The 14,169-nt window shown below is 50.5% G+C and carries 11 protein-coding genes and 1 pseudogene; 7 read left to right on the forward strand and 5 right to left on the reverse strand.

Features of this window, described 5'->3' with window-relative positions:
* Positions 1-226: heparan-alpha-glucosaminide N-acetyltransferase domain-containing protein (locus BWI97_RS24670; protein WP_146011023.1), on the reverse strand; the 226-nt coding region annotated here is incomplete at its 3' end.
* Positions 227-235: 9 nt separating this feature from the next.
* Positions 236-1,333, reverse strand: coding sequence for a family 20 glycosylhydrolase (locus BWI97_RS24675; RefSeq protein ID WP_102203230.1), 1,098 nt, complete (start codon positions 1,331-1,333; stop codon positions 236-238).
* Positions 1,334-1,620: 287 nt separating this feature from the next.
* Between BWI97_RS24675 and BWI97_RS24680 the strand changes: the two genes are divergently transcribed.
* The 4 genes from BWI97_RS24680 to BWI97_RS24695 are packed head-to-tail and all read left to right on the forward strand — an operon-like array spanning position 1,621 to position 5,042.
* Positions 1,621-2,973, forward strand: a complete 1,353-nt coding sequence (locus BWI97_RS24680; RefSeq protein WP_102203219.1) for a sensor histidine kinase — start codon at positions 1,621-1,623, stop codon at positions 2,971-2,973.
* Between the two features lie 24 nt (positions 2,974-2,997).
* Positions 2,998-3,372 carry a response regulator gene (locus BWI97_RS24685; RefSeq protein ID WP_094812768.1) on the forward strand — a complete coding sequence of 125 codons (375 nt, stop codon included), beginning with the start codon at positions 2,998-3,000 and terminating at the stop codon, positions 3,370-3,372.
* The gene (locus BWI97_RS24690) at positions 3,369-4,412 is read left to right on the forward strand and encodes an adenylate/guanylate cyclase domain-containing protein (protein ID WP_094812766.1); all 1,044 of its coding nucleotides are present in this window, start codon (positions 3,369-3,371) and stop codon (positions 4,410-4,412) included. The genes BWI97_RS24685 and BWI97_RS24690 overlap by 4 nt, the downstream gene beginning before the upstream one ends.
* Before the next feature lie 36 nt (positions 4,413-4,448).
* On the forward strand, positions 4,449-5,042 hold the full coding sequence (locus tag BWI97_RS24695; protein WP_102203220.1) for an HD domain-containing protein: 594 nt from the start codon (positions 4,449-4,451) through the stop codon (positions 5,040-5,042).
* Here BWI97_RS24695 and BWI97_RS24700 read toward each other — a convergent pair.
* Together BWI97_RS24700 and BWI97_RS24705 are read right to left on the reverse strand one after the other, a co-directional pair.
* Entirely contained in the window at positions 5,023-5,904 is an 882-nt protein-coding gene (locus tag BWI97_RS24700; protein WP_102203221.1) for a cyclic nucleotide-binding domain-containing protein, read from the reverse strand. The genes BWI97_RS24695 and BWI97_RS24700 overlap by 20 nt on opposite strands.
* Positions 5,865-8,126, reverse strand: a complete 2,262-nt coding sequence (locus tag BWI97_RS24705; RefSeq protein WP_102203222.1) for a hypothetical protein — start codon at positions 8,124-8,126, stop codon at positions 5,865-5,867. Before BWI97_RS24705 ends, BWI97_RS24700 begins: the two co-directional genes overlap by 40 nt.
* Positions 8,127-8,271: 145 nt before the next feature.
* Between BWI97_RS24705 and BWI97_RS28600 the strand changes: the two genes are divergently transcribed.
* The 3 genes from BWI97_RS28600 (at position 8,272) to BWI97_RS24715 (ending at position 10,746) form a co-directional block, all read left to right on the forward strand.
* Positions 8,272-8,877 (forward strand): hypothetical protein, encoded by a 606-nt coding sequence (locus BWI97_RS28600; protein ID WP_233208016.1) that lies wholly within the window; start codon positions 8,272-8,274, stop codon positions 8,875-8,877.
* A gap of 136 nt (positions 8,878-9,013) precedes the next feature.
* Positions 9,014-9,289: a hypothetical protein gene (locus tag BWI97_RS28605; protein WP_233208017.1), complete on the forward strand. Its 276-nt coding sequence runs from the start codon at positions 9,014-9,016 to the stop codon at positions 9,287-9,289.
* 131 nt (positions 9,290-9,420) lie between these two features.
* Positions 9,421-10,746 (forward strand): OmpA family protein, encoded by a 1,326-nt coding sequence (locus tag BWI97_RS24715; protein WP_102203223.1) that lies wholly within the window; start codon positions 9,421-9,423, stop codon positions 10,744-10,746.
* A 301-nt stretch (positions 10,747-11,047) separates the two neighbouring features.
* On the opposite strand, the pseudogene BWI97_RS24720 reads toward BWI97_RS24715, so the two are convergent.
* Positions 11,048-14,159, reverse strand: a pseudogene (locus BWI97_RS24720) (efflux RND transporter permease subunit).
* Positions 14,160-14,169: the final 10 nt, after the last annotated feature.

Consider the following 14,169-nt stretch of genomic DNA (forward strand, 5'->3'; position numbering starts at 1 on the left):
CTCCTTTGGTTAACCGGGCGTCTACGCCAAGCGGAATGGACATCCCCAGAATGAAAAGGAAACAGGGAAACACCGTATCCGCCAGTCCCAGAAAGTCGACGTTCGCCTCGGCGTGTTCCAGCCAGGAAGGAATCGCCCGCAGCGTCCAGAGATCGTTGACAAAAATCATAAGTAGCATCGTCAATCCCCGAAAAACGTCGATGGAAGGAATACGCGAATTTTTCATAGCAGAAAACTAGGGAGTTAGGCGGGCAATTTCACGGTACAGATCCTGAAAACATCGCGTGGGCGTTTCTTCGGAAGTAGTTTTCTTCCGACCGTAGAATTCATCCAGAAAACTTCCGGCATCTGACCAAACGGTTTGCATCATACCCTGATACAATTCTTTCATGGGCCGGGTAGCCGAGCGGCGGAACCGGAGCATATCCTGTACCTGAGCAACGGCATTTTTAGGTTTCCGCCAGGGACAGGTTACTACGCTGAGGCCTTTCATGGCAAAGTACACGGGCGTCTGGTCGGGACGTTCGTAGTGCCAGTCACAAATCATGACGTCTTTCGGAATCAGATCGATGGCCCGGTGGGTCTGGTTAAAGCTGGCTTCCCACATCCCCATACCGGTCACTTTACCCTCCAGTAAGCGATCGCCCCACATCCAGAGTTTACGATTTTTCTGAGCCAGATGGTCCCGAAGCGTGCGTACTTCTCCGGCGTATAGTTCAGCCGGGTCACGGCCTCCACAGCGGGGACAGCGGGCTTCCCCGATGTAAAAGACCTCATCCAACCCGGCGTGGAAGGCAGAGGCTTCGAAAGCATCGCAAATTTCGTCCATCAGATCGAATACGATCGCATGTACGTCCGGATGCAGCGGGCAATAGCTTTTACAGTACAAGCCATCGGGATTGGGCCACTCGTACTTGGCGGGCATTTTCACCCAGGGCGTTTCATCCAGTTGCGGGTATTTTTCCAGCAGATTTCCGGTTTTGTTAGCCCAGGACTGATGACCCAGCAAATTAACCTGTGGAATCAGCGTAATCTGGTGTTTGCGGCAGGTCTGCACGAGTCGGCGTACCTCGGCTTTTGACAAAGACACACTGTCGCGTAATTCAGGATGCGTTTTGAATTGATAGTTGTAATCCACCCGCAGGACCAGTGTATTAACTTTTCGAGGGGCTAGTTCCGTATCAATGAAACGGATAAACTCATCGAGTCGATTCGGCAAGGGAGCAGCGATACAGAAGCCCCGAACGGGAAGCAATGTATCCAGCGACATTTGCTGAGCCTGAGTCTTCGCAACCGCCAGCACTAAAATCATCCACAGAAGAAATCGTTTCATAATGGTAATTAGAGGTCTAGCGTAAAGATACGTCAGCCAGCGGAGACCCAGCTTCAATTCTACCCTATCTTCCTTAATCGATGGAAACAATGTAACGGATTAAGCATCAAAATAGCTTTTTACGGTACGCAGTGGGCATTCCTACGGTATCTTCTGGTTCGGAGCCGCTATTATTTGGCCTTGCGAAGGCTTTTTAGGCTTTTCCGTTGGCAATACCCCGTTTCTGTTTTAATTTTAATTATTTAAGCCGTACTTCCTACGCAGCTCCCCTGTTTTACTGGAAACTTATGTCTGTCGCGTCCTTCCTCATTGTCTTCTTTTTCATCAATTACGTCCGCAAAACGTTAGATACAGCGAATAAAAATGTCTGGCTGGATCAACAGCTGGTATACCTCCGGCATTTTTCTATCGCTCTGCTCGTAGGTCAGATGATCCTTCGGGATTCGGTACTGATTCGGATGGCCTGGCCACTCGTGCTCTTTGGGATGGTTCTTGCCGTTTTCAAGCTGGATTTTTTTCGTCCCGTACGTTCGGTTTCCATTTCGCTAATTCCTTTCACGGCAGTCTCGTTTTTATCTACGTTCATTCAATTGATAAACCAAGATTTCTATGAACAATTTGACGATTACCTCAATGCCGCCCGCTTTTTCGCTTTCGTTTGGGTATTCGCGTTGTGGCTAAATAACCGAAAGCAGGAAAAAGCGTTGGAAAATGAACGCCTCCGACGGGAACAACAGGAGCAACTCAGTAAGGTAACCGAAGCCCAGAAAAACGAATTAGAAGTACTCGTTGCCGAACGTACCGCCGAACTTCGTTTACAAAAAGAAGAACTGGAAAAAGCCCTTGATCACCTGAAAGCTACGCAGAACCAGCTCATTCACGCCGAGAAGATGGCTTCACTTGGGGAACTGACGGCGGGGATTGCCCACGAAATCCAGAATCCCCTCAACTTCGTCAATAACTTCTCGGAAGTCAGTGTCGAACTCGTGGAAGAATTGCGGGAAGAGTCCCAGAAAGAAACGCTTGATACGGAATTAGTCAGTGAGCTGCTCAGCGATATTGAGCAGAACCTTCAGAAAATTCAGCACCACGGCAAGCGGGCGGATAGTATCGTAAAAGGGATGCTTCAACACTCGCGTACGTCTTCGGGGCAAAAAGAAGCGATTGATCTGAACGCTCTGGCTGATGAGTACCTGCGACTGGCCTACCACGGCTTGCGGGCCAAGGATAAAACCTTCAACGCCAAATTAGTAACGGATTTCGATGCCAGTCTGGGCAAGATCAACGTCTTGCCGCAGGATTTGGGCCGGGTATTGCTGAATATGTTTACCAATGCCTTTTACGCCGTCTCCGAACGCAAGCGTCAGCAACCGCAGGGCTACGAACCTACGGTGAGCATTCGGACCCAGCGTGTGCAGAAACAGATCGAAATACGCATTCGCGACAACGGTACAGGAATGCCCGAACACGTCAAACAGAAAATTTTTCAGCCCTTTTTCACCACCAAACCCAGCGGACAGGGTACGGGTCTGGGCCTTTCCCTAAGCTATGACATCATTACCAAAGCCCACGGCGGTACGCTGGAAGTGATTTCCGAGCCAGATGCTTTTACTGAGTTTATTATTCGCCTGCCCGCCTAATCCAACGATTTTAACGATTCCTTCATGCATATATTAGTTGTAGACGACGAACCCGATGTTCAGTCGCTTTTTGAACAACGTTTTCGTCGCGAAATCCGAAGTGGAGAACTTCGCTTTATCTTTACTTTCTCCGGAGAAGAAGCCCTTACCCGCCTTGAGGATCAGCACTCGGAAATTGTACTCATTCTATCGGACATCAACATGCCCGGAATGAGCGGTCTGGAATTACTGGAATCCATTCGAGAGTCGCACCCCATGGCCCCGCCGCTCGTCATGATGATTACCGCTTACGGCGACGAAGACACGCACGCCAAAGCTCTCAGCCTGGGAGCAAATGATTTTTTAACCAAACCGCTTGATTTCAGCGAGTTAAAGCAGAAACTCAAAGACACATTATGAAGGCAAAGATTTTGGTTGTGGATGATGAAACGGATTTGGAAATACTCATCAAGCAGAAGTTTCGCCGTCAGATCAGGGAAGGAAAGTACGAATTCATCTTCGCCCAGAATGGCGTGGAAGCCCTTCAGCAATTGCAGCAGCACCCCGATACGGACGTGGTGTTGAGTGACATCAACATGCCCGAAATGGATGGTCTGACCCTGCTGGTGAAACTTCACGAAACCAATCCCATCGTTAAGGCCGTCATCGTTTCGGCCTACGGCGATATGGAAAACATCCGCGTGGCGATGAACCGGGGAGCCTATGATTTTCTGTGCAAACCCGTGGATTTTGAGGACCTGGAAGTGACGATGCAGAAGACGTTAAAGCACGTTGATCAGCTCCGGCAAACGCTGAAAGCCATCAAGGAAAACGATATTCTGCGGATGTACGTCGATGAAAATGTACTTCAGTTTATGACCCGTTCGGAGTTCGAATCTTCCCTCACGGCCAATGAAACGGTGGAAGGCACCGTCGTATTTGTGGACATTTGCGGATTTACGGCGATCACCGAACGCGAACCTGCCGATGTAGTAGTGAAGCTCATCAACTCGTACTTTGAAGTGATCGTGAAGGCCATCATTGCCCAGGGCGGCTATATCGATAAGTTCATTGGCGATGCCGTTATGGCCGTATTCCGGGGTGAATTTCACCTGGATCGGGCCATTGAAGCCTCGCTGGCCGTGCGTACGCAACTGTCGGAGATGGAAGAAGTTTTACCCGATCAGACCTTCCTCCCGCAGGTAGCCATTGGTATCAATTCGGGAGAAATGGTTTCGGGAAACATTGGTTCGGCTTCGCTCAAACGACTGGATTATACAGTGATTGGTGATACCGTCAATCTGGCCCAGCGACTGCAATCCGTGGCAAAACCCGGGCAGATCCTGATCAGTGATGCCGTGTATCAACAAGTCAAAGAATCCTTCCAAGGTCAGCCTTTGGGCGAAATTACGCTCAAAAATAAAGCCCAGCCCGTGGCAGTAGTCGAAGTACAGGCTTAATCGCACCATATGCATCCCTACCAAACCTCTCCTAGTATGAACCTTATACAAGCCGAAGCATTCATCCTTGATTTACTACGGCAACAATTACCCGAAACGCTCTATTACCACGGTCTGCACCATACGGAAGATGTAGTTCGAGCCGCTGAATGGCTGGCTCGGAGCGAAGGGGTTGAAGATCAGGAATCGCTTATGTTGTTACGTACAGCGGCTTTGTACCACGATTGTGGCTTCATGTATACGTATGAAAACCACGAAGAAGCGGGTTGTGAAGTAGTAGAGCAATGCCTGTCCACATTTGGCTACTCAGCCGGGCAGATTGAGTTAATCTGCGGGATGATTCGGGCAACGAAGGTTCCGCAAAATCCGCAAACGCATCTGGAACAAATCCTCTGCGATGCGGATCTGGATTACCTGGGTCGGCCGGGTTTCGAGTCCATTTCCCATACCCTTTACCAGGAATTACAGGCCCGACACCTGATCGGTACGGAAGCGGAATGGCTACAGAAGCAGATCACTTTTTTAAGCTCCCACCAGTATTGGACGGCTACGGCCCTCGCTCATCGGCAACCCGCCAAAGCCGTCCAACTGGAGCTTTTGCAAAATCAGGCTACCTTGCTTGAGCCGTAACCACTTCATTCTGATGGCGAATCCGCTGGCAGAGTACCCGCATCACGTTCCGCAGGACTTCGTCGCGTTCTTCCATCAGGTCATAAAAATCTTCCTGATCGATCCGGAACAGCGTAGCCGCCGTTTGGGCAATCACCGTAGCCGAACGCGGTTCGGAATCCAGCAGGGCCAGTTCGCCGAAGAGATCGCCCCGGCCCATTTCGGCCAGTAGCGTATCCTGATCGTAAATTTCTATCTCCCCCGACAGAATGACGAACATACTATCGCCCAGATCGCCCTTTCGAATGATCACCTCTCCCGCCGGGTAATGCACCTGTTTCATAATCGGAATGATACTGGCGAGTACGTTTTCGGCGGTACTGGCAAACAAAGGCGTATTCTTCAGAATCTGTACCAATTCGTGAGCCGAATGGCTGGACGTGGCATGAGCGTGCATAGGCGTATTTTTTTCAAAAGCAGCGAGCGTGTTTTCTGCACTTTCGCTGAGTAAATGAATCGGATGCGATAGATAAGCCGTCACCAGTTTTGGATCCCCTACCCAGGAATTCCAGCGACGCAGGGCTACGCTGACGGTCCACTCCGTAAACAGGGTCGTTCCTTCCTCCAGAATAAAGGCTACCGACTCAGCCATCGATTCGGGCACAATGGAAGCCGACGCTTCCAGTTGCGTACGGAACAAGCGATACACGGGCCGGGGCACCAGGTTTTCGAGCATTTCGAGGGCGTTGGCACTCCGTTCCTGCGAAGGGTGTTGCAGACTCTGCTGAATCTGGTTCAAAGCTTCGGCATCATATAGTTTGCTGAGTATCCGCAAAATCCGTTTCAGAACCCGCTCCATTTCGTAGCCCAGAGCCGATTCCATTCGGCATCCATCGCGGCGTACTGTCCCGCCTGAATCCGCTCGGCCAAAGCGAGGTCTTCGGAAAGCAACGCCTCAAAAAACAGTCGATTTTCGGCCGATGAAGAAAAATGCCGCAACGAATGCAGAGCCGTTTCCCGTACCGTGCGGTCCGATTCTCCGGCCAGTCGCATCAACCATTGCTCACTTTCAGGCGTTTGCAGGGTACTCAGCAACTGAGCCAGCATCCGCCGCTGTTCGACGGGAGCGTCCAGCAGAGGCGTAAAGGCTGATAAGTTTTCACTCGCGGCCTGACGTAAGTTCCGCAGCGTAGCTCGTCCGTACGAACGGTCGCGTAGTAAAGTTAATAATTGAGGGACCAGTGACGAATGTCTACCCGCCGTTTCAATGGCCTGTTTTACCACCGCAGGCCGGGTACTTTGTAAGCCTTTCTGAACAAAAGCCGTATACTCCGTTAAGTACAAATGACGGATTACTTCAAGAGCCGCAACCTGCTCTTCTTCGGTGGATGCGTTCACCCAGCGATCCAACTGTTCGCGGGCAATGCTATCGGTACGATCTTTCTGCAGACGTCCGAGGAGAGCTCCTTTCTGAATACCCCGGTCGGGCGATTCGAGCAACTCCCGAATGGGGCCCGCCTGCTGAGCCAGGAGCTGGGCCGTCCGCTGGCGTACCTGCGGATGCGTATCCGTCAGTAAGGGTTGCAAGGGCATTTGTTTGGCCTCCGGACCCAGGCGTTCCAGAACCCCCAGCCGCACCAACGCGTCGGGATGTCGCAACAGCGGCAATGTTTTCTGAGCTAGTAAAGTCGGTTGATTTTCTTCAAACCACGCTACTGCTGCCAGTACCCGCTCGGGTGAAGGACTCGTTAAATCCTGTTCGGCAGCCAGAGCTATTTCGCCAGGCAGGGCTACCTGTTCACCGGGTAAGAATCGCCGCGATAAGGCATCGCCCAGGGTATGTAAATAAAAGCGATACGCCCGTCGAATGAGCAGTCCCGTAGCCACCGGAAAAATCAGCCAGAACCAGATGACCCTGCTTTCGCTCAGGGCTAACCACTGCGAAAGTCCCAGCAACAAACCCGCCAGACCCAGGCCCAGCGGTTCGTACATGCCCTTGGCCAGGGTATGACCCAGCAGCCGTTGATGGGGCGTCAGCGGTTGAAAGAGTACTAAAAAAACCGCATCAAATAAGGAACGACGAATGACCTCCACCGAAACGTAGAGCAAGCAGGCCCACACTAACAGAACCGTTTCGTCGCCTACTACACTCCGGGTAATGGCCAATCCCAATAATCCAATCAATGCTACCAGCGGTAATACTAATAAGGAAGTCTGCACCCCCAAACGATCCAGTGCCCGCCGGGACAGCAGGAGCTTCACCAGCATCGCCAGTACATAGGTACCCGCCAGCCAGTAGCTGACGTACGCAATCACTTCAGACTGATCGTGAAAGCGGTGTTTAACGTCCAGAAAGAAGTTAAACTCAATTTTGGTCGCGAAACACGCCACGGTCAGGATACTCAGACACATGAAAAAGACCAGTTCGCTTCCACCAAATAACTGCTGAATCAAACGCGATTGCGGACGACGACGGGCCGTTGAACGGTCGCGGGTACGAATGGCGTGCGAACGTAGCGTTAGTTTTAATGTGAATAAGGCTCCCAGAAAGGCCAGTAACGAAACGCCCAGTAACGTCAATAAATCGGCGTGAGCGTGTACCAGAGCGGCCAGTACGGCCCCCAGAGCTTTGGCGGGCATATCGCCCGAACTGATGATACTGAAGAGGCGTTTGCCCTGCCGCGTGTCGAATACCACCGCCGATACCCCCCAGAATTCCAGACTGGTCAGCAGATAAATAATCCGGTACCCGACCATGATTCCAATGGCCGCTATGATCGAATGCCCCACCCAAACCACCAGCATCACCAACAGGGTCATCACACTCACGGTCCAGAGTACGCGTAAGGCTACGGAACTTAGCCCCAGGTGATGTTCGTAATGAGCGTAGGCTTTACCGATCAGAATCATCCCAATGGCCGAGGCTATGTACGCCAGAGGCAAACTCGTAGCCGGATCATTTTCCAGTAGAATGGCATTCGCAGCTACATATAATTGAATCGTTCCAATTCCTAAGAGAAAGTGATGGAGGAAAAAAAGCCAGACGGTACGGGTTTCTTCAGGATGTATTCCTAAATAACGACGGAAGCCATCGGTAGTAAGCATTGCCAAGCAGTTAATTGAGCGTTTTAAAGGTTAAGTATAGCTCTTTTTCGCGAGCTACGGACGCAGAAACATAAATCTTCTGTTTATTTGAAGGCTTTTCTGCTCCATTTCGGCCGTTCTTTGTGCTGCTCAACTCCTACCTACAATGGCTCTTCGCGTTGATTTACAAGGCTCTTTTCGACCTCTTTTTCCCCGTTTCAGCCGCTTACTGGGATTGTTTTGTTTAACGTTGAGTCTGTGGGCTTTTCAACGAAGTGAGTCTTTTCCCGAAACTACGATTTCCAACGGACTGATCACCGCTAAACTGTATGTACCGGATGCTGAAAAAGGTTATTACCGGGCGGAACGTTTTGACTGGTCGGGTGTCATTACCGATTTACAGTATCAGGGCCACTCCTTCTTCGGCCCCTGGTTCGATACACACGATCCCAAGGTAAATGACGCCATCACGGGTCCCGTAGAAGAATTTGTAGCTATAGGTTACGCAGCCGCCAAGCCCGGCGAAACCTTTCTGAAAATTGGTGTGGGTGCTTTGCGTAAAAAAGACACGACCGCGTACCGTTTTTATCATTCTTACGAAAACATAAATCCCGGTCACTGGACGACCCGCGTAGGCAAAGATCAGGTTACCTTCGTGCACGAACTAAGCGATGCGGCGGGGTATTCATACCACTATGAAAAAACGGTTCGACTGCTTCCCAACAAACCCGTACTGGTATTGGAACACCGCCTGAAAAATAACCGGTACTAAAACGATTGAAACGAACGTCTATAACCATAACTTCTTCGTACTGGATCGTCAGCCGACGGGTCCCGACTGCCGGGTCACGTTTCCGTTTGCCCTCCAAACCCAGGGCGAAACGCAGGGACTGGGTACGCTGGCGGCGGTGGAAGGAAACACGTGGCGTTTTCTGAAGGAACTGGGGCCGGGCGAATCGACGCAGGTCTTCCTGACGGGCTTTGGTACAACCGCCAAAGACTACCACCTCCGCGTGGAAAACAAAAGTGTAGGGGTTACCGTCACCGGCGATCAACCGCTGAGCCGAATCGTGTGCTGGGCCAAGCGTACGACGTTTTGTCCGGAACCGTATATTCCAATCAAGGCCGAACCGGGCAAGGAATTTCGCTGGAACATTCAATATACGTTCTTCGCCAAAAAATAAACGTATTTAATCCTGCCTGACAACCGATAATCCATTTTTAGTTCGTGTTCATACTTCTTAAAGCCGCAGGCTATGGCAGAAGTCAGTATACTTGCTTCCGCATTTGAAACTCCTTAACTCTTTATTCAGGCATGCAGAAATTTTTGGTACTAGTAGTTGTCAGTATGTGGGCGGGCCATGCTCAGGCTCAATTGTTAGACCGTATTAAAAGTAGAGTAGAGCAGAAAGTAAATCAGAAGATTGACCAAACCATTGATCAGTCGATCGACAGCACTTCAAAAAAGAAAAAGAAGGAATCAAAAGCGGGCGAAGAGTCTACGCCACCTACGTCTGAGCCCAACGGTTCCACTAGTACCGTGGGAACTTCTAACGATCCTGCTCCGTCTGTTTCCCCAGCAGCGGCACCCGCTTCGCCCATTCCTTTTACCTCGTATTCACGCTTTGATTTTGTTCCGGGAGAAAAAATCATTGTTCACGAAGATTTCTCGCAGGATGCCATAGGCGATTTTCCGGCTCAATGGAATACGCGTACGGGTGGCGAACTGGTTACGGTGAACAATCGACCCGGAAAGTGGCTACGTATGAATCAGGATGGCGTTTTTTATCCGGAATACCTGACGCAGGATTTACCCGAAAATTTCACCCTGCAAATGGATGTGATGGCCTCTCCGGGCATCGCCGGTATTGGTACGTTTATCATTAGTCTGATGCAGACGAAAAATGCGGATGAGAAGTTTAGCTGGGGAGCCGATGAATCTACTTCGTCAACCCCCAATTTTAAAATTGGATTCCGGCCCAAATCTTCGGGTTCTGGAAGTATTCACTACTCCTCGCATCTGATCGGCTCGCAGCACCGGGACAGCTCTCCGGAATTCGTAGTTCCCAAGAAAAATGCGGTAAAGGTGTCCATCTGGCGACAAAAACAACGCGTTCGGGTTTATCTGGATAGTACCAAAGTGCTGGATTTACCTCGGGCCTTGGAAACGACTACAGCCTTGAATTCATTAGTACTGGCTGCTTACGCTCCAGATTACGACAAGAAAGGTGGAGCCTTTTTTGTGAGTAACATCGAGCTGGCGGTGGGTGCTCCGGATACCCGTAATAAACTGCTGACCGAAGGAAAATTTACCACACACGGGATTCTTTTCGATGTAAACAGTGATCGCATCAAGCCCGGTTCGTTCGGGGCCTTGCAGGATATTGCCAATGTTTTGAAGGAAAATGCCAGTCTACGCGTGAAGATCGTAGGTCATACCGACGCGGATGGGAATGAAAGCTCGAATGTGGACCTGTCCAAACGCCGGGCGGAATCAGTGAAAAGTATTCTGATCTCGGACTTTGGCCTGGATGCATCCCGACTGGAAACGGATGGGAAAGGCAAAACTCAACCCATCGATTCAAATGATACGCTGGTAGGAAAAGCGAATAATCGGCGGGTGGAGTTTTTGAAGTTATAGAAAGGACTCGCCTGAGTTGTGAGACCATTTTGTATTCGGGTGCAAGCTCACGTATTCCCCGCATTGCATACGGGGCTAAGTTGAACCCTGCCGGGGTTAGTATACTTCTGCTTGTTTTCGAGCTTGCACCTAATATCGGTCAGGTTTTTACTACTATTCATGGTTTAACTAGTGGTGAGACTAGTCAGTTGGAAACGGCCAAATAGTAGGTACAGGTTGGGAAACCTATTCCAGAAAAAGACCAAAACAGGAAGAGCGGTGTATTTTTACGCCGCTCTTCCTGTTTTGCATTAACCTAAACCTACAACTGATCTACCAAGTGAGCATACGTCCGTCGGTAGGACATGTAAAACACCAGTGGGAATACCAATAGCGTCAGCAAGGTCGCCGTAATCAGACCACCTATGACGACAATTGCCAGAGGTTTTGAAGTTTCTGAACCAATCCCCGTAGATAAAGCCGCCGGAATCAGACCGATCGCCGCCATCATGGCCGTCATGACCACGGGACGGACCCGTGACAATACGCCCTGCGAAATGGACTGGTTGAGCGGAATTTTCTTTTGCAGATTCTTCTTGAATACCGAGATCAGAATTACCCCATTCTGAATACAGATACCAAAGAGAGCGATGAATCCAATGCCCGCCGAGATGCTGAAATTGACGTGCGTAATCAACAGGGCGGCAATTCCACCAATGATAGCAAAAGGCACGTTTACCAGTACCAGTCCGGCGTCTTTGGCATTGCCAAACAGTACGAACAAAATCAGGAAAATGCCCAGTAAACTAATGGGTACTACCTGAGCCAGTCGAGCCGTGGCCCGTTGCTGGTTTTCAAAATCCCCCGCCCATTTCACCGTATAACCTGGCGGCAGTTTCACCGCAGCGGCCACTTTTTGCTGGGCTTCAGCCACGGCACCACCCATATCCCGACCCCGTACGGAAAACTTCACGGCTCCGTAGCGAACGTTCCCTTCCCGATAAATCAATACCGGACCCGTTTGTGTACTGATCGTGGCAATCTGTTTGATGGGAATTTCGGTATTGTTCATCGTCGGTACCATCAGATTGGCAATCTGTTCCTCAGTTGAGCGGAAGTTGGGGGCGTACCGAATCCGTAAATCAAAACGGCGTTCACCTTCGTAAATCTGCGTGGCAGCTTTCCCGCCAATGGCCATTTCAACGACGGCCTGAGCATCGGTTTTATTCACCCCGTACAGAGCCAGCTTTTGCTCATCCAGCAAAATGTGCATTTCCGGCTGACCGATGTTCCGAATCACCCCTAGATCCGTAATTCCCGATACGGTAGCCAGTTGAGCGTCGATTTCTCCGGCTTTTTCTTCCAGAATGTTCAGATCCTTTCCGTAGATCTTCACGGCGATACTACCCTTCACGCCTGATACGGCTTCGGCCACGTTGTCCATGATGGGTTGCGAAAAGCCAAAATCTACGCCGGGAAATACCGAAAGTTTTTTTCTGCATCTGAGCAATCAGTTGCTCTTTCGTGATCCCGCTTTTCCACTCGTCCTTTGGATAAATATCCACCAGAAACTCAATGTTGTAGAAGCCGGTCGGATCCGTACCATCGTTGGGACGTCCGGTTTGGGAAATCACCGCTTTTACTTCGGGAAACTGCTCGAATACCTTTCGCATCTGCGTCGTCAGGCGTACGGATTCGGGCAGTGAAATCGACATCGGCATGGTCGCCCGTACGTAAATGGAACCTTCATTCAGTTCCGGCAGAAACTCCGTACCCAACAGTTTAAAACCAGCCAGACCAATAACGACGAGTATCGTCGTAGCCAGCAGCGTTAGTTTCTTGTGGGCGTACGTAAAGCCAAAGCCTTTCATGGTCGAGCGGGTGATGAAATCCGTGAAGAAGTTATGTTTTTCTTTCACATTTTTCTTCAGCAGCATACTGGCCAGTACGGGCACCAGCGTCAGCGTAAAAATCAGGGCTCCGAGTAAGGCAAAGCCCAAGGTCCAGGCCAGGGGCGAGAACATCTTTCCTTCTACTTTCTGAAACGAGAAGATGGGGACCAGACACGTAATGATAATGGCTTTGGAGAAGAAAATGGCTTTACCCATTTCCGTACCCGTTTTCCGAATCACGCCCAGTTTAGCCATCTTGTTGAAACGCGTCATGCCTTCGCGGTGAGCCATTTCGTCCAACGTTACAAAAATTCCCTCCACCATCACCACCGCTCCATCGACGATGATTCCAAAGTCAATGGCACCCATCGAAAGCAGGTTCGCCGACATGCCTTTCAGTCGTAAACAAATGAAGGCAAAGAGCAGAGCCAGCGGAATGACGATGGAAACGGTGACGGTCGTTCGCCAGTCAGCCATGAAAATAAAGACGATGACGGTTACGAAAATCAGACCTTCCAGCAGGTTGTGGGTAACGGTATGCGTGGAGAAGTTGATGAGCGTTTCGCGGTTGTAGAACGTATTGATTTTAACGTCCTCGGGCAAAATTGTGGTGTTCAGCTCCTTGATTTTATCCTTTACCCGGKCAATGACTTCACTGGGATTTTCACCCTTCCGCATAATCACTACGCCTTCGACGACGTCGTCTTCTTTGTCACGACCCGCCTGACCCAGTCGGGGTAAGGCAGACTCTGCCACATCGGCCACGTTACGTACCATGATGGGCGTACCCTTCACGTTTTTAATTACCGTATTTTCGATGTCCTGTAAGTTGTCGAGCATCCCGATGCCCCGGACTACATAGGCTTCCGAACTTTTTTCAATGACGTCGCCTCCCACGTTGAGGTTGGCACTTTGTACCGCCTGGAATACTTCAAGTGGTGTAATGCCGTAATCAAGCAGGCGGTGGGGATTGATGGAAATCTCGTACGCTTTGGCTTCCCCGCCGTAGCTTACTACGTCGGCCACGCCGGGTACGCTTTTGAACTGCCGGTCAATGACCCAGTCCTGAAGCGTTTTCAATTCCCGTACCGACCGCGTGGGTGACTTGAGCGTATAGCGGAGAATTTCCCCCGTAGGTCCGTAGGGCGGCTGTACTTCGGGCCGAATGCCTTCGGGTAAATCCACATTGCCCAGGAGGTTATTGACCTGCTGACGGGCGAAGGCATCGTCCACCCCATCGTCAAACATGACATTGACGACGGACAACCCAAACAGCGTTGACGAGCGAATATCCGTTTTTTTCTGAACGGAGTTCAGCCCGATTTCCACCGGAATGGTAACGAATTTTTCCACCTCTTCAGCGGAGCGTCCCGGCCACTGCGTAATGATTGTAATCCGGGTATTGGTTACGTCAGGAAACGCTTCAATGGGGGTATTCTGATAGCAGATGAAACCCGCTACAGCGGCCAGCAGCGTCAGAAAGAAGATCAAGAATTTGTTCTTCAGCGAGAAGGACAAAATACCTTTAATGAACTTATTCATGGGAAAGGTC

This window comes from Siphonobacter sp. BAB-5405, assembly GCF_002872335.1.
In the GTDB taxonomy this organism is placed as follows: Bacteria; Bacteroidota; Bacteroidia; order Cytophagales; family Spirosomataceae; genus Siphonobacter.

Bases quoted from the DNA above. Each gene is read 5' to 3' on its own strand.
- BWI97_RS24675 (WP_102203230.1), bottom strand. From the start codon at position 1,333: ATGAAACGATTTCTTCTGTGGATGATTTTAGTGCTGGCGGTTGCGAAG.
- BWI97_RS24680 (WP_102203219.1), top strand. From the start codon at position 1,621: ATGTCTGTCGCGTCCTTCCTCATTGTCTTCTTTTTCATCAATTACGTC.
- BWI97_RS24685 (WP_094812768.1), top strand. From the start codon at position 2,998: ATGCATATATTAGTTGTAGACGACGAACCCGATGTTCAGTCGCTTTTT.
- BWI97_RS24690 (WP_094812766.1), top strand. From the start codon at position 3,369: ATGAAGGCAAAGATTTTGGTTGTGGATGATGAAACGGATTTGGAAATA.
- BWI97_RS24695 (WP_102203220.1), top strand. From the start codon at position 4,449: ATGAACCTTATACAAGCCGAAGCATTCATCCTTGATTTACTACGGCAA.
- BWI97_RS24700 (WP_102203221.1), bottom strand. From the start codon at position 5,904: ATGGAATCGGCTCTGGGCTACGAAATGGAGCGGGTTCTGAAACGGATT.
- BWI97_RS24705 (WP_102203222.1), bottom strand. From the start codon at position 8,126: ATGCTTACTACCGATGGCTTCCGTCGTTATTTAGGAATACATCCTGAA.
- BWI97_RS28600 (WP_233208016.1), top strand. From the start codon at position 8,272: ATGGCTCTTCGCGTTGATTTACAAGGCTCTTTTCGACCTCTTTTTCCC.
- BWI97_RS24715 (WP_102203223.1), top strand. From the start codon at position 9,421: ATGCAGAAATTTTTGGTACTAGTAGTTGTCAGTATGTGGGCGGGCCAT.